This is a genomic window from Leptothoe sp. ISB3NOV94-8A (genome assembly GCF_043421595.1).
Lineage (GTDB): Bacteria > Cyanobacteriota > Cyanobacteriia > Phormidesmidales > Phormidesmidaceae > Leptothoe > Leptothoe turfae.
Map to the genome: position 1 here is coordinate 2,291,850 of NZ_JAXSQW010000001.1, position 22,299 is coordinate 2,314,148.

Sequence of the window (22,299 nt, forward strand, 5' to 3'; positions counted from 1 at the left end):
GTAGAAACGTTCCACAGAACGTTTCTACAGACCTAATAGGGACCCCAGACTTGTCAAAATCTGAGCGTAGAAGTTCCCCTCAATTTCGGGTCGAAATATCTGAAACGGTTCATTAGGGGCACCGAAAAAGGGACGCAGCGTCCATCCTAATTGTGAACCGACCAACGCATACAAACCTAGCCAACCTAACAATAAACGGTTGCGCAGCTGACTACCTGCTGCATCTTCGCCCACCACCTGGCGCATCCCCTGATAAAACAGACGCACGCCAATCACACCGGTTAGGCCCATCACTGCCACATTGAGTAGCAAAAAGAAGTTATACCCTTGAATTGAAATCAAAAAGAATAAGACCACGGGGGCAAAGCTGAACAGCAGCACGCTAATCACAGCCACTGTGGTCATTAGCATGGCACTATATTGGCGAAAATTTAACTTAGAGCCAAAGAGAATATCAAAGAAATAAAGTGTGGGAAGACAAATGGCTAAGGTAATCAGGTACAAAGCGGGTAGTTTAACCGCCGATGCCATCATCTGTAGCCAGCTGCTGGATGAACCAATGATGGCTCCATACACCCCAAAGAATATACAGCTGACGACCAGCAACGAAAAGATTTTACGCTCCAGTTTGACATCACGCCGAATATCCTCAAGAAACTGATTGCGATCGCGCAATAACTGAATCAAGACAGCAAAATGCTTCATATGATGCTCACCGGAATAACGTCAGAAATACTCCCAGCCAAAGCTACAAAGCACTCACTAAAAATTTCGAACGGGTCCGGTGTTTAAAAATAAAGCGTCAGCATTGTTAGCAATGCTGACGCTTTGTCAAACAAATTTATTAACGGGCTTTAGCAGGGAGAATGCCATCCGTTGAACAATCTCAATGGCCTACTCTCCAATCACGGTGATTGCCCGCACTCCGTACTGGAGCTATCACCTATGACCCTTGAGCCTTGAGCTGTTCAATTTCTTGACGAATGGCCGATAATTGCTCAGTCAACGCCTTAATTTCAGCCTGAATACCGCTGTCTGTCACAGGCTTAGCCACTGTATTGACAGTAGCATTGCTAGCAGAAGACGGGGCAAAGGGATTAGGGAACTGATCGTTAAAGTTACTACTAACGCTATCAACAAACTCACGCGCTTCTTTCTCGGTGACCGCGCCTTTTACTTCTAACTCATCGGTGAGCCGATTAAAATCTGTACCAATATCAGAAAATTTGTTAGCAGACGCCTGAGGATCTTGAATAGCCTCGACTGCAGACGCTGCTGCCCCTAGAGAAACCCGAAAACTTTTTTGAATAAACTCAGTAAAAGTATCAAAATTCATGACTCAAGTCGATCTAAACGCCTAATCACCGCGAGCATACATTATAAACACCATTGAACGGACTTACTCTGGTCAGATACATAGCTCAATACCCCGCTGTTGGCCCTAGAGGCCAAGACATTGCCGAGCCATCCAACCAATCTGCTCTCCAATCTGAACTCGGTACCAACCGCGCCCTGCTTCCCCCAGCAATGTCACCTGTCTGCCATTTCTGTAGGTTCCAATCACACGGTATTGAATGCCCCCTTGACTGCGCAAATTACAGGCATTGTAAGGAGCTGGAGCTTGGATCACCCGTACTTGCTGCGCTTGCCCAGGGCTTCCTAGTATCAAAGAAGCCATTGGTATCAGCATTAATCCGCTCCATCGCAGTCTTTTCAGAGAAATAGACCTTGGAGAGAGTTGAGTCCCTAACTTAGTAGTCATTTGCTAATAAAGCCTTCACGAGGTTTCCATAGCAGCTCTTTATATTTAATTCTAACCAGAAAAATTTATGCTTCAACAATTAAGCGAATGATACATATTTTTCTAAAGTATTAATAAATAAGTCACGCTGTTAAAGGTGTGAGCAGGGCTGTTAAGCCAAGAAGATTACGCTGTTAGAATCAATGTGATTCCAAATACAAACAATTAGGACTACGTATGCGCTCATATCTTGTCGCGGTTGTAGATGGTGCCCAAGCTCGTTTTTTTACCCTTAACGGAACTGAGTTTTCTGATCAGGGACAATCAGGCCCCCATTTAACCGAGCACAGTAGCCTGAATAATGCCGAAAAGCCCATAACCACCAAAGGGCCTAGCAACAATCTAATTGGGCGGAAACACCACGGCAATCGCCACGAAAAAACAACACAGTTTACAGAAACCAATCGCCGCTTTGCCAGTAAGGTTTTACAGCACATTGGCAGCATGGCCCAAAGCTTCTCTGGCTATGACCTCGTATTGGTAGCAGAGCCTCATATTTTAGGAACGTTACGTGAGTCTGTTCAAAACTATGTGCCAGGAACAATGACCATTAACGAGTTATCCAAAGATCTCTGCCGTTTAAATGCCCATGAACTCCACAAATATCTGACCAGCAAACAGATGTTGCCTGGTCCCAAACGCATGGCTAGTCAATAAAAACAGCCCCATGCCAAGTCTTTAAAGTATTCGATCAATTTAAATCATTATTTTCCCTGTGGATGATCCTTTTTAAGATCTACTGTCCATGAGGGTTTGACAGTTACAGGCGACACATTTTATTGCCAGCGACATGGCAATAAATAGTTACACTTGTTATTGTAAAGACAATGTGTGCAAAATCCCTTTACAGGGCTTAACCATGCTTAGAGTATTTAGCATGTCACGAATGTCGCCCGTTGTTTGGTATGGAAGGAATGATAGACGCCTTTAAGGCTGTCCAAAAATACAGTCTGCTACAGCGTCTAATGCTGGTTGTTGCTATTGGGCATCGATCAGCTAGCTATTCACGCAACGCATACCCCTCAATTTTCTGTCAGTAGCCTAGATTACTGACAGAAAATTGTTGATTTAAAGCTGTTGTTAATGAGGTTTTTTATGCTGATGGAATCCTGTCCCTGCTGTGGCGTTCAATTACTACGTCATGCTAGTAAATCTGGCTCTTTTTTACGCTGTGGCAGCTGTCGATTTGAAATTCCTGAAGAACTCCCATCCGTCACTGATAAAACATCTGAGTCTGCTGGTAGTCTACTGGACAAACTAGAGGCTGGTTTACTGGATAGTTTGGATGCTGAAACAGCAACAGCATCGTAGCTACCCGTAAACATTGCAGGTTTGATTTTTCTGTAAAACCGTGATTTAAAGTCTGAAACCAAAAGCTGTGATCGATGCTTTAAGTAAGATCACAGCTTTGTTTTAGGCATTTAAAGGATGTTGTATTCTGAAATAAGTGGCGTAGTTGCCTGAACTCCCTGGCTGTAACTGATTTGCTATGTCTCAATCCGAGTATGTTCTAGCTCAGCAAACTCTTGATGTACTCACAAATTTAAGCTACCGCGATCGCAATCTTACCCACTATCTAAATCAATTAGCCCAGGGAGTTCAGAGTATTTTAGGGACAGACTGGGCTGTGGTCACCCTTTGTTGGGATAATTCAGAACGAATTCTGGCCAGTACCCTTGACTTAAACGACGATCCAGAAGCTGTGTATGAATTGCATGGCACCCTAACGGACAAAGTGGTGAAAACGGGATGTCCGCTGACGGTGGAAAACTTTATTGTCGATCGCAACCATGGTGAAGGACCGGAGGGATATTCTGCCTATTTGGGCGTCCCACTGCGGACGGTGACGGGTAAGACCATTGGCACAATTTGTAGCTTTAGCCAACAACCACGACCGTTTTCTAACGAGCTCATCAGTATGGCAGAGCTTTTTGCTGAGCGAGCGGCAACGGCCATTGATAATCATCAACTATGGCAACAACAACAGAAATTTAACGAAGCGCTAGAAGCAGAAGTGATCAAACGGACCCAGGAGCTGCGTGCAGCCCAGTCTAAACTGATGACAATCAATGCTGAATTAGAGCAACGGGTGCTCCAGCGTACGGCGGAACTGACAGAGCTGAATGCTCAGCTTAAAGACAGTGAAGAGCACTTACGCCGAATTTTCGATGCTTCAAACGACGCTATTTTTGTCATTGATCCCACTAGCGATCGCGTTTTGGAAGCGAACCCTCAAGCCACGCAACTACTTGGTTACAGCCACCAAGAACTACTGGAGAGTGTTCACATTTCCAGTATTCATCCCCAAGAGATGCCACAATTTTTGGCCTTTGCCGAATCGGTGTTGCAAACAGGTCAAGGCTGGACGGATCAGCTCACTTGTCTGACCAAATCTGGTATCACCGTACCCGCAGAAATTTCTGCCTCGACGATAGAGTATGCCGAGCGGATATGTGTGGTGGCGATTGTCAGGGATATTCGCGATCGCAAACGTGCCGAACAGGCCCTGGCGGCGTTGGCAGAAGTGGGGGAATTGGCCTCCATGATTGTTCATGAGGTGCGTAATCCCCTCACCACGGTCAAGATGGGGTTAGGTGCCCTGCGTAACGCTGATCTCTCCGAGAGAAATGCGATGCGTCTGAACCTGGCCGCTGCGGAAGCTGAGCGTTTAGAGTCCCTGTTAAACGAGATTTTACTCTATGCCAAACCACAAAAATTGCAAACTACCCACGTTAATCTAACTGAGTTAACAACTGAGGTGTTAGACACCCTCAGGGTTCAACCCCTTGCAACAGGTCGATCGATGGTGTTAAAAACCACTGACAAACAGGTAATCATCCAGGGGGATGCAGACAAGTTGAAACAGGTGTTGATCAACTTGGTGAGTAATGCTTGTGAAGCAATTGAGCCAGGCAGTGCGGTGACTTGCTATTTGGAGACAGAGCCCGGTCAGGTGTGTTTACGTATTCACAATGGCGGCGAGCTAATTCCGCCAGATGTGTTGCCCAAGTTGACCAAGCCATTTTTTACGACAAAATCTACAGGTACAGGATTGGGTTTAGCGATTGTAAAACGGATTGTGGAGGCCCATGGGGGGTATTTTACGATTGAGTCGACGGCAGCAACAGGGACGGTGATATCGGTGGTGTTTAGGATGGCTGAAACTAATTAACTCTTGATAAGGGTCCTTTAAAGCTACAGGTTACAAGCATAGTTATCGCCCATCGCTACTGATAAAAATGCTCAATCTAGCCGAATCTACTACAAAGCGAAGCTACTCTCTACTCTGATAATGATGATGTTTGGGCCCAGTATAGACAGACACCGATCAGACGGTTGTGCGATCGCACCCTTTAACCATCATCAAACTAACTCAGAACTGCACTGTCTTTAATAACCTCGTTCTAACTAATAGGAATCCATTAGTTGGACGATTTAGACACATTTATATAAATAAGCTAAGCCAGGAACTATATGTAGCAAACTGTAGCAAACTTGTGAGCTACGAAACATTGAAACAAATAACTACCAACTAAGTCTTCCCTGGATTGTTTTATCCTCTTTTAGAGAAGTCTTCTGGCTCGATTTGCCAAAGCCGCTCTAGCTGCCTTAATTGATGCAACCGTTGAGACTCAGTATTTTGGACCCAACGATATAATTCAGTTGGAGTCTCAATGGTGTCAAAAAAATAATTACTCGACGGCTCAGATAAATTCCTAGAAGTAGAGTTTGACTCAGAAAAAATAACCTGGAGCATTTCAGACTCAATGTGCTTTAGATCACCCGAGGAAAACATCATAGGATAAGCAGTAGCTATCGTAAACTTTGGACAAAACTTAGAACTCATGATGGTTTAATCTATCTGCACAGTGCAACAAATTCACTGTTGCAGTCATCCTTGACATAAACAATCCGGAAAAGTTCATGTTTATTCAGTTTTCATCAACAGTTTATTCAGATTAATTTTTATCAATGACAGCGTAAAAAGCTTGTGGATTGACTTTGAGCTTTATTTGCAAAGGATAAATATTAACAAAACGTGACTCTTAACACGCCGTTTAGCATTTCACTACTTAGAACACCAACCAGTGTCGCAGACAGCACAAATTAGGTCTGTATCAAAGAGCCTGCTACCAAATTGTCAAACGGAATAGCAGCAAACATTAGATTGCACAATGACTTATTTCTTTAAGCTGTATGATACTTGTCACTATGCGCCACGCTATCAATGGTTAGGGCTCTAACGACAGCTCTAGTTGAATATTGCAACGCTCATAGGGAGACGCTGGACCAACAATCTTTTGAAATCCCAGTTTCTGATAAAGGCTAATGGCTGGTTTTAATGTGGTATTGCTTTCTATATAAAGCGTTTTCGCACCTAATTCATGACCTTTACGGATGGCCGCTTGACCTAATGACCAACCAATACCTCTACCTTGCATATCTGCTGCAACAGCCATTTTAGACAGCTCGTAGCGAGTATCATCTATTTTTACCAGAGAGCAGGTACCGACAATTTTGTTCTCATATCGAGCCATGTAAATGTGCCCCCCTGGTGCCAATATTTTTTGATCAGGATGTTCTAGATACTGGCGATCTGACTCTTCGACGGTAAAGTAATACTCAATCCAGGTGTAGTTTAGCTGCTTAAAGTCGTCGTGAAACTCTGGCCTGTAGTCAATAATCTCAATTTGCTGCTGCTCACGTAGCTTACGGGCATCTCGCACACGCACAAGAAAGTTCTTTTCATCTAGCAAAAATTCAACCTCTTCCAAGGCTTTCCAGAGATTGAATTGGGTTTCTGAAAGTAAAGATTCAACGGCCTGAGCAACATCACTATATTGCTTATCTATCTTGGGGATTAACTGCCTGCCTGTTTCAGATAAGCGAACAATAGTTACCCTGGCGTCTTTTTGGCTTTTATCGGTAATCACTAACTCTTTTTTCTTCATTTCTTTGACAATCTGGCTCACTGATGGGTGGGAATGACCAATGGTTTGAGCGATCTCCGTAATGGAAGCACCTGGCTGATGGGAAAGCACATAAAAAACAGGAAACCATTTGGGATCAAGATCCACATCGTATAGAGCATAGACTTCGGTAGCATCCTCCAGCAGCTTTTCCCCTAAGCGGCGGAGACGACTTCCCAAGGCCATTTTGCCCACCTGCTGATAAAAATTCATAACCTTGAAGGTAATTACGTAATTGATTACATAATAATGTAGAGCCATTTTCTGATATCGACTTACAAATTTCCAGTTAAGGTTTTGTAATCTATTGCTTATGGGAAAATGGCTATTCACCGGGATGTAGCATCAAGGAAAATGCTGATATGCTGGACGATGCACGGTTAGTCTGGGACTTACAACGGGCCACTCAAATTGCTCAGGGATTTTCTAGTTCTCTTGATCAAGAGGACATTGCCCGCATAGCCACAGAGGGTTTAATAGAGCAGTTTAACTGTGCCTTTGCGCGAATTTGGTTGGTTGAGCCCGATCGTAAACTGTTGCGACTGGTGGCATCCTCGGGGCTGTATACGCGCACAGACGGTTCGTTTAGCCGTATCCCCATGGGGGAATTAAAAATTGGCAAAATTGCGCAAAATCGTGTCGCTCTCTTGAGCAACCACTTAGCCGAGGAATCCTGGATTCGATATCCTGAATGGGCGATCGCTAATGATATTACTAGCTTTGCTGGCTATCCTTTAGCCCATGCTGACAAGGTGATTGGCGTGTTGGCCGTCTTTGGCTATCATCCCATGGGGGCAGAATTTTTAGAAGTTTTGTTGGGGTTTTGTACCACATTAACGGTGGCGTTAGAGATGGCCTCACTACATCAAAAAGAAACTCACCCTTCCTCTGTAACTCTTCCAGTGAATCCCCTTGCCGAGTTTTCACTCTCTGATGGCCTTGCGCAGACACTGGGACCGATAAAGTTGACAGTTTTAGGAACAGAGCGCGCCCTCGATTTGTCCCAAACTCAACTATTCCTCAAGGTTGCTGAAATTCTTAAAACCCTCGATTGTACCTACTGTCGTTTAACCTATGACATCGAGTCGGTAGCCTTAGAGGCAATAGTGACAACCACATCTTTGATGTACCAGGAACAACAAGCTTGGGAAGCTTTAGTATTTGGGAATTTAACCTCAATTGCTACCTATTTTGGTGGCTCCCTGAAGATTAATGCCGAAACTAGCATTAATGCTCTGCACATATCCCTGGCATTTCCAGCGGTAGTGAGTCTTCCAGAAGTATCGCTGAACATTCAATGTCGCTTACCACTCTTGCAAACTGGCTTTACCCAACTAGCACATTTGGCTGGGATCACAGTACAGATGACTCAGGAACGTCATATTCCTTTGTTAACGGATCAGGTTGATTTAGTCGGTAGTTGCGATCGCATCATTTGGCTTCATCACAATGCCAACATCAGACCGGATGGGGTCAATGCCCAAGTCACACTTTCCACCACAGCCAACCAACTACGAGTTGCTGTAGAAGCAGTCATAAAAGGAGAGGAATGGGGTCTTGGCAACAAGGGTAGTCAACCACAACTGCGGCTTTCCAATCGAGAACAGGAGGTGATTGGATTACTGACCCAGGGATTTCGCGATCGCGACATTGCAGAGCAGCTCCACATTAGCGACAGTACCGTCAAGTTTCATATCAATAATATCTTAGCTAAAGTCAAAGCCAAAACCCGATTGCAGGCACTGTATCAGTTAATAAATACCCATGGACTTAATTTGTGAGAGCCATCAGCCATCTCTTTTCTCCTTAAACAGCCTGCAACCTATCCAGCCCAATACGATTGCAAAAGAGCCCAAAGCGTTCACCGGGTTTGCGATTGGCTTGAAAATAACGAAATATCGGTTCTAAAAAAGTTTCTAAGTTTTCAATCTGTAGGCTTGGGCCATAGGGTTGGGCTAATGCTGTTCCATCAGGAGTTCCGCCTAGCCAAACCTGATAGCTGCCAGGTCCCTTGCCCACTAGACCTAATTCCGCTAAATAGGGACGGACACAGCCATTGGGACAGCCTGTCATACGAATGATCAGGGGTTCATCTGCCAGATCTAGCGTTTCTAGTAATTGATTAATTCGCTGCAAAACCGCTGGAAATACTCGTTCTGATTCAGTGATGGCTAAACCACAGGTGGGGAATGCTGGACACGCCATACCATAGCGAATCAGGCCATTGAGTTGATCTGGATGACTAGTCAAACCGTGTTTTTCTAAAATTGTTTCAATGACATGGCGCTGAGATCGCTGAATATCGCAGAGGAGAACATTATGGTGAGGGGTCAACCGCAAGGGGACGTTAAACTGTCCTACAATTTCCCGCAAAGCCGTTTTTAACCTCAGGCTACCCTGATCTTGAATCCGTCCATTCTCAACTAAGAGGCCAAGAAATAGATTGCCATTTCCTTGCTCGTGCCAGCCAAGAAAGTCTTGGTATTGCCAGGGAGGAAGGTACTTAAATGGTTGTAAAGGTTTGCCAAAATAGCCTTCGACCTTAGTCTTAAACGTATCGATGCCCCAATCGTGGATCAGGTATTTCATTCTGGCATGGAGCCGATTCGTGCGATCGCCATAGTCTCGTTGTAGTGCACCAATGGCTCTAAGTAAGGAGTAAATGTCATCCTTATGGACATAGCCCAGGGGATCAGACAGACGAGCAAAGGTTTCTTCTTTATTATGGGTACGCCCCATGCCTCCACCGGTTAGGACATTAAATCCCTCCAGCTCACCATTTTGATCAGTTATGACAACTAGACTAATATCGTGGGTATACACATCAACAGAGTTATCCCCTGGTACGGTCACGCAGCACTTAAACTTTCTGGGTAAATAGTGAGGACCGTAGAAAGGTTCAGTGATGTTAGAGCTGCCGTTATTATTTAAAACTTGTTGTCGAGCTGCGTTTGGGTTGAGATCTTCTTCAGCACTGATGGCCTTGTCGCCATCTAGCCAAATCTCATAGTATGCCCCTGTTTGTGGCGTGAATAAATTAGCCACATTATTGGCATATTCCCAAGCATATTGATAGTCTGAGCGCTGTGTAAACGGAGCGGGAGGGGCCATCACATTGCGATTCAGATCACCACATGCCCCCAGGGTTGAGCCCATATTGTTGATAATATCAGCAATGACAGTTTTCAAGTCTTGCTTGAGTACCCCATGCATTTGAAAGGCTTGACGGCTTGTTGCTCTCAGGGTTTGATTACCGTAACTCTCTGATAAATGATCTAACGTTAAATAGAGCTGCGGGGGCACAATTCCACCGGGCGTTCGTGTGCGCAGCATCAGTTGATAGTCTTTCCCTTGCCCTTTGACTCGGTTATCACGGTTATCCTGTTGATAAGAACCATGAAACTTGAGAATTTGCTGGGCAGCTTCACTAAAATGGTTCGTATCTTGTAATAATTCTGTTGCTAAGGGTTCGCGCAAAAAATTACTATTTGCCTTTATCTTTTCTATTTTCGAGAGTTTTCTCTGAGAGGTTCCTTTAGAGGATTTTTGAGCGCCCATCTTCTTCTAGACCGAGAAACAATAGTTCAGATATGGTCATATCCAAACCGAATTCTGTTACAGCTTAAGCGTACTGAAGTAGGCACCGTAACCCTATATTTTAGGAGTATTGAGAACGGTTTTAAAGCGAGACTGGTTGTGAATTTCAATATTGTCCACAGTCTATGCAGACCAGGACGTCAAGTAATCGAGCTTAAGCAAACAGCGGCCATATACAACAGGGTTACTATTGATTTTGCCAGGGTTTCACCCCTGAATTATGGGTAATTTTCAGCCAGTGACGGTTTATACCTATGGATTTCGCCAGGGCAAATGTTTGTTGTTAGTGCCAGGTGACCCAGGTTGACTTTAATGACTATGATCGTCAGATACCCATAGGTGCCGTACAATCATCTTGACAGCACCTCCATAGAAGGAGGCTTAGATAGAGGATGTTTGGATAGAGGAGGCTTAGATAGAGGAGGCTTAGACAGAGGCACCGACAGTAAACATTAACCATAGAGCATTAGCCTGATTTATGATTGAAAGCCTGATACCAACCGTTTCAGAGGTGGCCCAGTATCAGAAACAGATGTTTATGGATGAAAACATTGTCTTTAAGACTAAAACAGACAAGTTTGACATTGTTTCTGACGTGGATATGAGCTCGCAACGCATCCTCTTAGCAGCCATTGAAAAAGACTTTCCCGCCTCTGGTATCGTGGCTGAAGAAATCGGACAGGATAAACCATCCCAAGATGGCACCTGGTTTTTGGTAGATCCCCTAGATGGTACCGCCAACTTTAAGGCAGGCATTCCTCTATGGGCCATTTCCATTGGCTTTGTGAAAGATGGTGCCATCAGCAGTGGAATTATCTCATTGCCATTTACAAGGGAACTCTTTTTTAGCCAGGACAGTGTGCCGATTATGAAACCGTTAAAGACCTTAGCTTCAGCTGAGTTCTACGGTATCGACAGCACGTTTGAAAATCAACCCTTGCACGGATTAACGCTCAAACGTCGACAGTTAGGGGCGGCTGTGCCTACGTTGATGTGGTGCTGTGATTCTCGCCATCGTCAACGCCCACGGTTAGACTTTGCCTTGATGGGTAAGGGCTCTTTTTGGGATGTCTGTGGTGCGATCGCATTTCTTAAACAGAAAGGTGGAGCCCTGATTGATGCCACCGGGCAAGACTTTACCGAGTGCTCAGATGTATTTCAGACATTGGGGGGGCTGCAAAAACTTCGCACCTACAACTTTCGATATGTCGCCAGTGCTAACAAACATGTTGCCCAGGAGATATATCAGCGTTATTTAAAGACCTAAAAGGACAGTCCCATGCAGAAAGATACGCCCTATTACGCCTCCAGACTATTGGTGTTCTCAGTTCTCATCAGTTCTCACATGAGGGTTGAATAGTAGGGTGTTCTCCACTTAATCGTGTTTTTACCGCAGGCTCACCATCTCAGCAATGGCTTTTGAAAAACTCTGTTTTAGCTTGTCCGGGTTTCTCATAAAATAAAGAGACTGAATGCGATTATCAACAATCTCAATGGCCACAACAGTTTCGATAGTGTTGTCACGGGTGTAAACCAGGCCAGGTTGGCCATTGATCTGAGCCAGCTCAACCTCATATTCCCAGCCAAGTTTTTGAGCCCGACGGTAGATTGCCCGTAGGAATCCGGCCACCTTAGCTGCACCGTGCAGCGGCTTCAGACAAGCCACAACCTGACCACCACCATCGGACCAAAGCGTAATGTCTTTAGCCAGTAGGTCGAGTAGTCCCTGGACGTCACCCTGCTGAGAGGCCTGCATAAATTTATAGGTGAGCTGTTCTTGCTGCTGAAGCGAGGTCTGGAAGCGTGGCCGCTGATCAGCCAGGTGCTGACGTGCCCGTCGAAAAATTTGACGACAAGTGGCTGCTTTTTTCTCGACAATCTGGCCAATCTCGTTGTAATCATAGCCAAAGGCTTCCCGTAGCAAAAAAACAGCCCGCTCCAATGGTGATAGTCGCTCTAGTAAAACCAAAAAGGCCATGGTTAGAGAGTCTGCCAACTCAGCCACTGTCATGGGGTCAGTAGCCGAGTTGGTAGTGGATTCAGTGACGATCGGTTCAGGCAGCCACGACCCGATATAATGTTCTCGCTGGACACGGGCAGAGCGTAGCCGGTCAATACACAAGCGAGTAATGATTGTAGTCAGATAGGCTTGGGTCGATTTGATGGATTTCTCAGATGCCTGTTGCCATCGGAGAAAGGTGTCTTGCACCATGTCTTCGGCATCCGTGACACTGCCAAGCATGCGATATGCGATCGCAAACAAAAGCGAACGATATTGATTAAACACGTCAAGTCGATCGATGGGGTCGTTTTTGGCTACGGTAATCATGGTCACCTTATCCTATGCTGCTTGAACTTGATAGCTGCCGGGTAAAATCTGGGTTGTAATGCTAAGGCGATTCCAAGCATTGATTGCAACAATCGCCATCAGCAGGTTGGCGATTTGCTCAGGTGTAAAGTGGCGGTTTACCTCTTCATATACTGCATCAGTCACACCATTTTCTCCAATCAAGGTGACGGCTTCGGTAAGGGCCAAGGCCGCGCGTTCTTGAGGTGTAAAAAAGGGCGTTTCTTGCCATGCACTGAGGGCATAGAGTCGCTGCTCTGTCTCACCTGCATGTCTGGCATCTTTAGTGTGCATATCAATGCAGAAAGCACAGCCGTTAATTTGGGATGCTCGGGTTTTCACCAATTCCACCAGGGAGTTGTCCAGGCCACTTTTACGAACATAGTTTTCTACTTCCATCATGGCTCGGAAGGCAGCGGGGGCCACTTTTTGAAATTCAAATCGTGTCGTCATGGGGGATATTCCGATCAAAGGTCTTCATTAGAGAAGACGAGATGGGAACTAGAAATGTGACAGGTACTCTATAATCTGCTGGGAAGTTTTGGATGGGAACACCGACAAATTTTAGGCCTGTGGTAACTTTACTTATCCATTTGCCGTTAATAGTGTGAATTATGCCCCCTTTACTGTGAAAATTGGCTAGGCTGAGGTTATTCAAACTAGCTTGGGCTAGATCCTTAGGCAAAGGAGTAGGGGAAGAGAATGCGTTGGAATCTCAGTACCAAGCTTGTCGTTGCTTATTCCGGTCTGCTTGCTTTGATGGCAGGTGCTCTATCTGTAGGAATTTATTGGCAGCTACAGCGATCTCAACGGGCAGAATTACAAGATCGGTTACTGGGAACCGTTAGCTTAGCTGCCCTACAGATTGATAGTGCTTATCAATCTGTCAATGATCAGCCTAAAGATACTGACTCTGACCCTATTGTTAATCAGAAAATATTGCAAGATATTCAAGCCTCGGAGCCCAGGATTGTTCGTCTTTACATCGTGCAACTTCGCAATGGCCACTACAGCGTTACCTCAGACTATCGTCCTGGGGGAAATCGTCTTCCCCAGTCTCCGACTAGGGTCGGAGATGTGTGTTCTGACTTACCCCATCTTTTACAACAGCAGACTAAGATTCAAGCACCGATTACTGAAACAACTATCCGTACCAATCGAGAAGGCATAGCCGTTTTACATGGATATGCCCCAATTCAAAGTCAGCTAAGGCGTTCTGATAGCATCCTGGTAATTGAAATGGATGCAACGTCTGTCGGTCAAAACACGGTGCGTGTTTTTATCATTGCAGGGGGCATTTTGGGCGTTATGTGGTTGATTGCCCTACCTTTACTGGGGTGGTTAGCGCGGTCATTAGTGGTTCAGCCCAACTTACATTCCAACCACGGAATTCTCCAACTACAGGCAGCCTTTAAGGAATTACAAAATTACTCTCAAAATCTAGAGCACACAGTAAAAGAGCGCACTAAAGAACTCTCTGAGTCTCAAAATTTGCTCTATCTGGTGATCAATAACCTACCCCAATCAATTTTTTGGAAAGATCGAGAAAATACATTTCTAGGGTGCAATCAAAGTTTTGCTGAGGTAGCTGGTCTAGAGCCTGGGGAAATCATCGGAAAGACTGACTATGATATGCCGTGGGCCAAGGAAGAAGCCAGTTTCTATATTGAGTGCGATCGCAGAATCAGAGAGTCTAAGGAACCTGAGTTTGGCATTATCGAACCGATGTCTAACGGCAAGGGTAAACAGGGCTGGTTAGAAACCAATAAAATCCCCCTTCAGAATTTAGACGGGGAAGTCATGGGGGTCATTGGCATTTTCCAAGATATTACCCACTACAAAGAAGCTGAGGACGCGGCCCACCAGGCTAACCGCACCAAGACTGAATTTTTAGCTAACATGAGCCATGAGTTACGCACACCTCTTAATGCCATCTTAGGTATGGCAGATGGGTTGCAGGAGCAAGTGTTTGGTTCTATCAATGAGAAACAACATAAGGCCCTGGGCACTATCGAGAGCAGTGGTAAACATCTCCTAGAACTGATTAACGACATTCTTGACCTATCCAAAATTGAATCTGGCCATGTCGCTCTAGATTGTCATCCCACTGCCATTGCCCCTCTCTGCAACTCTAGCCTTGCTTTTATTAAAGAGCGAGCTTTGAGAAAACAGATCCATCTCAAAACCGAACTACCGCATAAGTCTCCCCTGTTGTTTATTGACGAACGACGGATTCGCCAGGTTTTGATTAACTTGCTCGATAACGCAGTTAAGTTTACTCCTGATGGTGGGTGTATCACATTAATGGTTAAGTCAGGTCCACCCTTACCTATATCGACACAAGACAGCTATAAAGTGGCCAACAGCTTAAAAATTTCCGTTATTGACACCGGTATTGGCATTATTCCTGAAAATATTCCAAAACTATTTCAACCATTTATTCAAATCGACAGTGCCCTCAATCGCCAATACAATGGCACCGGATTAGGGCTTTCCTTAGTCAAGCGGATTGTTAAGCTGCACGGTGGCGAAGTCAAGGTCACGAGCCAAGTCGACAATGGCAGCTGCTTTAGCATCACCCTGCCTTGTGCTAACGAAACTCAAATCGCAAACACGACTGATGCCAGTATATATACCGGCATCGAACAACCTACTCAGGTAAACGAGCGTGGTCCCATTGTTTTACTGACAGAGGATAATGAGGCCAATGTTATAACACTCTCCAATTATCTCCAGGCCAAAGGCTACCATTTAATCATTGCCAGGAACGGTGAAGAGGCCATTAGCCTGAGTAAATCCCAACAGCCTGATGTCATCATCATGGATATTCAAATGCCACAGATGGATGGTCTAGAGGCAATACGCCATATTCGCCGTGATCCGGCCCTTGCCCATATTCCCATCATTGCCCTAACGGCATTGGCCATGGAGGGCGATCGCGATCGCTGCCTTGAGGCTGGGGCCAATGAGTATCTTAGTAAGCCGGTTAAACTCAAACAGCTGGACCAGCTTATACAACAACTTCTAAGCAATAGAAATTCATAACTTGGACATTTTCGTTACGGGTGCGCTATCCTAGTCAAAACTCCGTTAGGCTCTAGCTCTAGATTAATGAAGTAGTATTCTTAAGTGAAACAAGCCAAGACATTAGCTTTGTAAGCGTGCCATGCCGGTTCTCTTCACCGGCAGCAATCAATATACGTCTGGCTACATCACTGGCTGAGGCAAGTTCAGTATCAGTTTTGCCTCGATATCAGTCTTTTCAAAATTAAGTCTTTTACAAAGATTCAGTCTTTTACAAAGATTCAGTAATGCATTAGCAAGGAGCTAAGGGATGTCTAACCCTCAAAGGCCCTATGTCATTGCGGAGAGCTTAGGCTACGCAATAGAATCCACACGAACATTGTTTCAAGGGATTTCTCTGAGTATCACGCTGGGCGATCGCATTGCTCTAGTCGGTCCTAACGGTATCGGAAAATCAACCCTGCTGAGGATTTTAGGGGGTCAACTTCGGCCTACTCAAGGCACCGTGAGTACCCATGGTGCCATCTACTATCTGCCACAGCTCAACACAATTAGAGCGTCACTGCGATCAGAGTCTGTTTTTGACTTTCTCAATACCATTTCTGATGAATGGTGGGAAATTGAACAGCTGCTGGCAACTGTTTTCAGCACAAATCTGGATTTATCTCTATCTATGCAAAGTCTGAGCGGCGGAGAACTCACCAAGCTATTTTTAGCCATGGGTCTGGCCCAATCGCCCGATCTACTCTTGCTAGATGAACCCACTAATCATCTCGATTACCTGGCCTTAGAAGAGCTGGTTCGGGTCCTTGACCAGTATCAAGGGGCATTTGTCGTTGTCTCCCACAAACCATCATTTCTAGACCAAGTAGCTAAAACCACATGGGAGCTAACGGCGACAGGTCTGCACGTTTACGGAGGGAACTTTTCGTACTATCGAGAACAAAAACAGCTGGAAGAAACAGCCAAGATCAGGAGCCATGAGACGGCACGGAAGGAACTAAAACGGGCTAAGGCCACTGCCATCAGGGAGCAAAAACGGGCTAGTCAGTCTCATCGCAATGGGCGGCGACAAGCCCTCAATGGCAACATGCCTCGCATTGTTGCTGGCAACTTAAAGCGTAAGGCTGAAGTGGCTGCAGGCAAACTGAAAGAGAAACATGACAAGGCAGTCACTGCAGCGACTCAAAAAGTAGCCACCACCAAAATTAAAACCCATAAGACAACGAGTATTCAGCTAGAGGAAAATGGCCATAAACATAGGAATCTAATTGATATCCAGAAAGCTGATCTTTGGGTCGGAGAGCAATTATTACTCCAAGCGATTGAGCTACAGGTCAGCAGTTGCGATCGTATTGCCATTGCTGGCCCCAACGGTTCAGGGAAATCCAGCCTCATCAAAGCCATCCTAGATGTCAGAGACACCCCAGCCCATTTGCAAGGCGGCAATATTCATTTAGCCAATATGCGCACAGTCTATTTAGACCAAACCTACGATCTAGTTGATCGCACTCAAACCGTTTTGCAAAATATGCAACGGGCCAATCCCACACTGACCTATCAGCTGCTGCGACAACAGCTGGGGCATTTTCTATTTTTTAATGATGATGCCCATAAGATGGCCTCAGTGCTGAGTGGCGGGGAATTGGCCAGGCTTGCGATCGCAATGCTGACAATTTCAGAACTTGACCTGCTGATTCTAGATGAACCCACTAACAACTTAGACATAACTACCGTCGATCAGATGGTAACAGCCCTCAATAATTACCACAGTGCCCTTTGGGTGATCTCCCATGATTTAGACTTTTTAAGCCGCATTCGTATCAACCGCTCTTTTCAACTCAAAGCCAGGACCTTACAACAAACCGCATATCTTCCCAAGGAAAAAGCCCATTACCGCAGTAGCTTAACTGCATAAAACCGGTAGCCTGTCAAGGCTTGTTTTTTTGAGTAGAAGAGGTTTCCAGCTTTGCCAGTTCCTTAAATAACCATCAGCCACAGGCTCAAACCCCATCGGGTTCAAACATCTTGCAACATTACACCCAGTGCTTCGAACTGTTCGTTTTGATGATCAATTTGAATTGAAAGCGCATCACAAACCAGTTCACAAAGTTCAAAGATAAATGGATTTGAAATTTGATAGTAGGCACAAACTCCCCGAGCCTGACGGGAAACAATCCCAGCCTGAGCCAACATTTTCAGGTGCTTAGAGACATTGGCTTGCCCTAAACCGGTAATTGCAATAATCTCGGTAACATTCTTAGGCTCGGCCTTTAAAGCACACACGATTTGTAGTCGACTAGATTCAGATAACATCTTAAAGAAATCCGCCATTAAACCCAGTGCTGCAGGCGACAGTTTAGCCACTCCACAATCGGCTAATTGAGCGACATTAGACAAGTTTTTCTTAGAAAGAGCTGCTTTTTTTGGCATCGAAGGAGGGGTGAATCTAGACAGGTTATTCCATTATATTGCCAGATAGTAGTTAACAATTGATTCAACTCACTTTTAATAGTGCACTTTAAACACAAAACTTTACTTTTGAAGAAGCGTACGAACTAATGAACTCATGACTTTGATAACGAAGTGTACCCTTTGTCTAAAATATAACTAGACAGTGATATAATCAGCTAATCAATAAAGCCTTCTCTAAACAGTAGTAATCCAAGGTCATGACTCAAATGAATGCCAAACAACTACTTGTTCAGCCCCTTAAGACTGGTGATATCACAGTCATTAGCAATGTCACCAGTGTGACCGTTAATGCAAATAAAATCTCTCGACTCGAAAAAATTCCAGGGCATGAGCAGGAAAGTCCCTCAACGGTACATGTGGACTTTGATGTAAATCAGCCCAGCCGCCTGGCTGCAGTTTTAGAAGAGACTAAAGAACTAGGAATGATCCTTGAACTAGAGGATGCTGTTCAACTAGGCATTTTTCTGATCGCAATGGGAATGGAGAATGCAACACCTGATGATATCTCGGCAATCATGACACGTCTGTCTAAATTGATCGCTGATTTACAGTAACCTAAGCTATTCAAGGCTTAACTCAATAATTATTCAAGGCTTAACTCAATAATAAGGATCCGTTAAGCAATAACCTCATGATTTGAGTTTCACACTCTAAATCTTCCGCAGAAATCGATACGTTGGTTTTTAGGGAGGCGTTTCGGCCCTAACCATGGGGAAGCCCAGTTGGCCTAGTTGAGATAACTGGATTACTTCCGGAAAGGGAACTCGGATGGACCCCAAGCAACATCTTTCACACCCAACCAGTGCTCAAGCTATAAAACCACGAGCTTAATTTTTAACAACCCCTAGGTGAATATAAGCGATCGCAGGAGCGATCGCTTATATTTCTATCATTGATAGATGTGCTGTTTGATCATCACAACCTTTTTGGCCAACGGAGGTGTCTCAACCGAGACGATTGTTAGATGACACGTGATGATGCAGATTATCACTACACTCCTCAACAACATCTGAGTCAGTATGTTGTTGAGGAGTATGATGCTGGAAACTGCGACGAGCATGAATCTCTTCTCCTAAATCAGGTGTGGAAGTGATTGGAAGAGGCTTAAGCATTTTGAGCCCAAATAGTCCGCGTAGGCCTAGCCTCTCAAACCAGGGCATACCCGTTCCAGTACGGATTTTGGCCATAAAATAGGCTTCGAATGCAGCCTTGACCCAGACGATCCAGGGGCCACGTACAGCATAGGAATATTTTCGTTTACCAGTCTTAGGATCAGGTAGGACGGGGGCAGCAATATAGGCAATGCCAGTATCGCCAAATTCAGCAAAGCAGAGAGCTTCTAAGGTAGGAACCTGGTGGGAAGATTGAATAGCGCCAAGGTCAACGGCAATATTGTGGGCTACGGCTGTCGCCATAGCTTCTGCCATTTGACCACTTTTGGGTAATCCAATGGGTATTTGGGTTTGATCGGGCTGCCGTAATTTAACACTGACCCCTGCCGCATAGATCGAGGGAAAGTCAGGATGGCGCTGGGTTGGCAAGATGGGAATAAAGCCTTTTTCATCGCCCAGACCCGGAACCGTTTTAATGAAATTAGACCCGTAAAAAGCCGGTAAAACCATGGCGTATTTGAAAGGTAGCTGACGACCGCTGGCCACGGTTATGTGCCTGTTATCTACGGCTGTGATGGCAGTATTCTCAAGACAGTTAATGCCACGTTTTTGCATCAGGTCTGCTGTCAACTCTCTGGCATGTTTCACATTAGAGACCCCTAAATGTCCGACGTATGGCTCTGGCGTGACATAGGTGATGGAGACTTGTTCCCGTAATCCATGACGACGCAATTCATGGTCAGCCATGAGGGCAAACTCATAAGCTGGGCCAAAACAGCCTGCACCAGGTGCGGCTCCAACCACCAGGGGGCCAGGATCTTTGAGAAAATCAAGCCAGGCCTGACGTGCGCCCATAGCATGATCTGGAGTACACACAGACTGGGTATAGCCATCATGGGGACCTAGCCCAGGAATTTGATCAAAGGCCAGGGATGACCCGGTTGCGATCGCAAGGTAGTCATACGGAACAACAAGGTTGTCTTCGACGGTAACAGTCTGCGTTTGCGGATTAAGATCTGTCACCTTACCAGGCACCCAATTTAAGCGATGACGTTTTGCTAAACGAGCAAGATCAAGCTGAACATGCTCTAGCAGCTTCAAGTTTAGGGCGACCGGAATCAGGCCTGGGATAAACGTAAACTTAGGCTCATTAGAGATTAACGTCACTGTATGTTTGTGGGGAAGTAAGTGACGTAACTCATAGGCTGCAGGCAGTCCAGCTAGACCTGCCCCAATGACAACAACATTTGCCATAGCTAAATTCAATCCTCTATCTTCAAAGTTGGCTCAACTAACTGCACAGCTTGCCCTCAACCACCGCACGAATTCACTGAGCAAGGGACGAGATACTACAGGGTAAAGAAGTTCTGACCTTAATTACTGATTAGTTATATGCTCATAATAATAGAAAAGTTAAAAAAAAGCTTGCACTTATTGAAAACATAGCTTGATGCAATAAATAGCTAGCTTTTGTGATACATATAAGCTTTGTTGTTAGCCGAATTCAGCCCATCTATTGAAATACTTGAGATAAATAAAAAGCTGCTAGATACGGTTTGACTGTGCCGTATGCAAGTAGCCAAAGTAGGATGGTTAGCATAGGTCCTGGGCTTGGGACTGAGGCCGATCATGAAAAATAATCTAACCATATTAATTCTGGGAGGATATGGAAGAACAGGAAAACTGTTTTGTCGCCATCTCCTCCAAGAAACCCACGTCAACATTATCGTTGCAGGTAGGAGGCTCAAAAAAGCCACAGAATTTGTCAATCAATTAAAAAAAGAATTTTCACCCCAACGAATTGCGGCTCGCTATGTCGATGCATCTGATGTAGCGAGTCTGCATAGCGCTCTCCATGATATTGATCTTCTGTTGGTGGCTGCTACTACCACACCATGGGCAAAGCAGATCGCAGAAGCAGCCATTGCAACCCATACTGACTATTTAGATATCTACTTTCAACAAACTGTATATCCCATATTAGAAACTCTGCAACACCAGATAACGACGGCTGGATGCTGCTTTATTACCCAGGCGGGCTTTCATCCTGGACTACCAGCCACCGTTATTCGCCATGGGGCTGACTATTTTGATCAGTATGACAAAGCGATCGTCGCTTTTGTGATGAATACTCGGCTTGACAATTCTGAGTCTCTCTATGAGTTAGTAGATATGGTAGCCGATTATCGACCTGAAATTTATCAAAATGGTCAATGGAAAATTGGCACCTATCAAGACGCTATCAATATTGATTATGGGCCTGAGTTTGGTGTGCGCAGTAGCATGCCCATCGATATGGTAGAAATCAAATCATTGCCAGAAAGTCTAGGGTTGCAGGAAACGGGGATTTATACAACAGGATTTAATTGGTTTACAGACTACCTGATCTTTCCACTGATCATGCTTTCACAACAGATCAAGAAAGGGTTTCTTAGGGGTTTTTGGGCAAAGATGCTGGCCTTTGGAATTAATACATTTTCCAATCCCACAAAGGGCGTTGTTTTTTTGCTAAAAGCTGAAGGCAAAAAGGACGGACACCTTCAACAAATTGATATTATTTCTGAACATGACAGTGCCTATGAGTTTACGGTAATTCCAGTAATTGCCTGTTTGCATCAATATCTTGACGGTTCGATCCGCAAAACCGGCCTCTGGATGATGGGACACCTCGTGGACCCCGGCAGATTATTGAATGATATGGAAAAGATGAACACCAGGCTGCAAATATGCATCAGCCATGGAGATACTGACTTGAGCAATTAATATATTCTTGCTATTGGCGACCAGGTAAACGTTACTCAGCGCTTTATGTCTATGTTGTTTACTTGATTAAGCGGCCACCTCATTTGTTGAGGTGGCAGGTCACCGACAACCTGTAGTGTGATAGCGATTCTGTTTTATAAACTTAAAGAACAATTAATTGAGTTGGTGCTTTGTCACCCGAACCTGTAGCAAGACAATTACTGCTCACTT

Annotated in this window: 19 protein-coding genes; 9 read left to right on the plus strand and 10 right to left on the minus strand. The window is 45.0% G+C overall.

The window, feature by feature from the left end; genetic code table 11:
- Positions 1–24: 24 nt before the first annotated feature.
- From SPB21_RS09940 to SPB21_RS09950, 3 genes are all read right to left on the minus strand, one after another.
- The gene (locus SPB21_RS09940; RefSeq protein ID WP_006514074.1) at positions 25–705 is read right to left on the minus strand and encodes a hypothetical protein; all 681 of its coding nucleotides are present in this window, start codon (positions 703–705) and stop codon (positions 25–27) included.
- A 238-nt stretch (positions 706–943) separates the two neighbouring features.
- The gene (locus tag SPB21_RS09945; RefSeq protein WP_163664171.1) at positions 944–1,336 is read right to left on the minus strand and encodes a hypothetical protein; all 393 of its coding nucleotides are present in this window, start codon (positions 1,334–1,336) and stop codon (positions 944–946) included.
- Between the two features lie 105 nt (positions 1,337–1,441).
- Complete coding sequence (locus SPB21_RS09950) at positions 1,442–1,678, minus strand: SH3 domain-containing protein (RefSeq protein ID WP_163664173.1); 237 nt, start codon at positions 1,676–1,678, stop codon at positions 1,442–1,444.
- A 300-nt stretch (positions 1,679–1,978) separates the two neighbouring features.
- On the opposite strand from SPB21_RS09950, the gene SPB21_RS09955 reads away from it, so the two are divergent.
- The 3 genes from SPB21_RS09955 to SPB21_RS09965 all read left to right on the plus strand — a co-directional run bounded on the left by SPB21_RS09955 (position 1,979) and on the right by SPB21_RS09965 (position 4,973).
- Positions 1,979–2,458, plus strand: coding sequence for a host attachment protein (locus SPB21_RS09955; protein ID WP_163664175.1), 480 nt, complete (start codon positions 1,979–1,981; stop codon positions 2,456–2,458).
- Positions 2,459–2,896: 438 nt separating this feature from the next.
- Positions 2,897–3,112, plus strand: a complete 216-nt coding sequence (locus SPB21_RS09960; protein ID WP_006514079.1) for a hypothetical protein — start codon at positions 2,897–2,899, stop codon at positions 3,110–3,112.
- A gap of 178 nt (positions 3,113–3,290) precedes the next feature.
- On the plus strand, positions 3,291–4,973 hold the full coding sequence (locus tag SPB21_RS09965; protein ID WP_499866444.1) for an ATP-binding protein: 1,683 nt from the start codon (positions 3,291–3,293) through the stop codon (positions 4,971–4,973).
- A gap of 381 nt (positions 4,974–5,354) precedes the next feature.
- Here the strand turns inward: SPB21_RS09965 and SPB21_RS09970 are convergent, their stop codons facing one another.
- Both SPB21_RS09970 and SPB21_RS09975 read right to left on the minus strand, forming a co-directional pair.
- Positions 5,355–5,600 (minus strand): hypothetical protein, encoded by a 246-nt coding sequence (locus SPB21_RS09970; protein ID WP_499866445.1) that lies wholly within the window; start codon positions 5,598–5,600, stop codon positions 5,355–5,357.
- Between the two features lie 433 nt (positions 5,601–6,033).
- Complete coding sequence (locus SPB21_RS09975) at positions 6,034–6,984, minus strand: bifunctional helix-turn-helix transcriptional regulator/GNAT family N-acetyltransferase (RefSeq protein WP_499058464.1); 951 nt, start codon at positions 6,982–6,984, stop codon at positions 6,034–6,036.
- 149 nt (positions 6,985–7,133) lie between these two features.
- Here SPB21_RS09975 and SPB21_RS09980 point away from each other — a divergent pair, with 149 nt between their 5' ends.
- Positions 7,134–8,552, plus strand: coding sequence for a LuxR C-terminal-related transcriptional regulator (locus SPB21_RS09980; RefSeq protein WP_499866446.1), 1,419 nt, complete (start codon positions 7,134–7,136; stop codon positions 8,550–8,552).
- Between the two features lie 25 nt (positions 8,553–8,577).
- On the opposite strand, the gene sir is transcribed toward SPB21_RS09980, so the two are convergent.
- Complete coding sequence (gene sir, locus SPB21_RS09985) at positions 8,578–10,329, minus strand: sulfite reductase, ferredoxin dependent (protein ID WP_499866447.1); 1,752 nt, start codon at positions 10,327–10,329, stop codon at positions 8,578–8,580.
- A 517-nt stretch (positions 10,330–10,846) separates the two neighbouring features.
- On the opposite strand from sir, the gene SPB21_RS09990 reads away from it, so the two are divergent.
- Positions 10,847–11,635, plus strand: a complete 789-nt coding sequence (locus SPB21_RS09990; protein ID WP_499866448.1) for an inositol monophosphatase family protein — start codon at positions 10,847–10,849, stop codon at positions 11,633–11,635.
- 120 nt (positions 11,636–11,755) lie between these two features.
- Here the strand turns inward: SPB21_RS09990 and SPB21_RS09995 are convergent, their stop codons facing one another.
- Together SPB21_RS09995 and SPB21_RS10000 are read right to left on the minus strand one after the other, a co-directional pair.
- The gene (locus tag SPB21_RS09995) at positions 11,756–12,697 is read right to left on the minus strand and encodes an RNA polymerase sigma-70 factor (RefSeq protein ID WP_163698541.1); all 942 of its coding nucleotides are present in this window, start codon (positions 12,695–12,697) and stop codon (positions 11,756–11,758) included.
- Positions 12,698–12,709: 12 nt separating this feature from the next.
- Positions 12,710–13,168 carry a carboxymuconolactone decarboxylase family protein gene (locus SPB21_RS10000; RefSeq protein ID WP_499058457.1) on the minus strand — a complete coding sequence of 153 codons (459 nt, stop codon included), beginning with the start codon at positions 13,166–13,168 and terminating at the stop codon, positions 12,710–12,712.
- A 249-nt stretch (positions 13,169–13,417) separates the two neighbouring features.
- On the opposite strand from SPB21_RS10000, the gene SPB21_RS10005 reads away from it, so the two are divergent.
- Together SPB21_RS10005 and abc-f are read left to right on the plus strand one after the other, a co-directional pair.
- The gene (locus SPB21_RS10005) at positions 13,418–15,760 is read left to right on the plus strand and encodes an ATP-binding protein (RefSeq protein WP_499866449.1); all 2,343 of its coding nucleotides are present in this window, start codon (positions 13,418–13,420) and stop codon (positions 15,758–15,760) included.
- A 289-nt stretch (positions 15,761–16,049) separates the two neighbouring features.
- Positions 16,050–17,657 carry a ribosomal protection-like ABC-F family protein gene (abc-f, locus tag SPB21_RS10010; protein ID WP_499866450.1) on the plus strand — a complete coding sequence of 536 codons (1,608 nt, stop codon included), beginning with the start codon at positions 16,050–16,052 and terminating at the stop codon, positions 17,655–17,657.
- 101 nt (positions 17,658–17,758) lie between these two features.
- On the opposite strand, the gene SPB21_RS10015 is transcribed toward abc-f, so the two are convergent.
- The gene (locus tag SPB21_RS10015) at positions 17,759–18,172 is read right to left on the minus strand and encodes an ArsR/SmtB family transcription factor (protein WP_250564922.1); all 414 of its coding nucleotides are present in this window, start codon (positions 18,170–18,172) and stop codon (positions 17,759–17,761) included.
- Between the two features lie 239 nt (positions 18,173–18,411).
- Between SPB21_RS10015 and SPB21_RS10020 the strand changes: the two genes are divergently transcribed.
- Positions 18,412–18,768: an urease accessory protein UreE gene (locus tag SPB21_RS10020; RefSeq protein WP_250564923.1), complete on the plus strand. Its 357-nt coding sequence runs from the start codon at positions 18,412–18,414 to the stop codon at positions 18,766–18,768.
- A 390-nt stretch (positions 18,769–19,158) separates the two neighbouring features.
- Here the strand turns inward: SPB21_RS10020 and SPB21_RS10025 are convergent, their stop codons facing one another.
- Positions 19,159–20,580 (minus strand): NAD(P)/FAD-dependent oxidoreductase, encoded by a 1,422-nt coding sequence (locus SPB21_RS10025; RefSeq protein WP_499866451.1) that lies wholly within the window; start codon positions 20,578–20,580, stop codon positions 19,159–19,161.
- A gap of 375 nt (positions 20,581–20,955) precedes the next feature.
- On the opposite strand from SPB21_RS10025, the gene SPB21_RS10030 reads away from it, so the two are divergent.
- Entirely contained in the window at positions 20,956–22,089 is a 1,134-nt protein-coding gene (locus SPB21_RS10030) for a saccharopine dehydrogenase NADP-binding domain-containing protein (RefSeq protein ID WP_499866452.1), read from the plus strand.
- Positions 22,090–22,299: the final 210 nt, after the last annotated feature.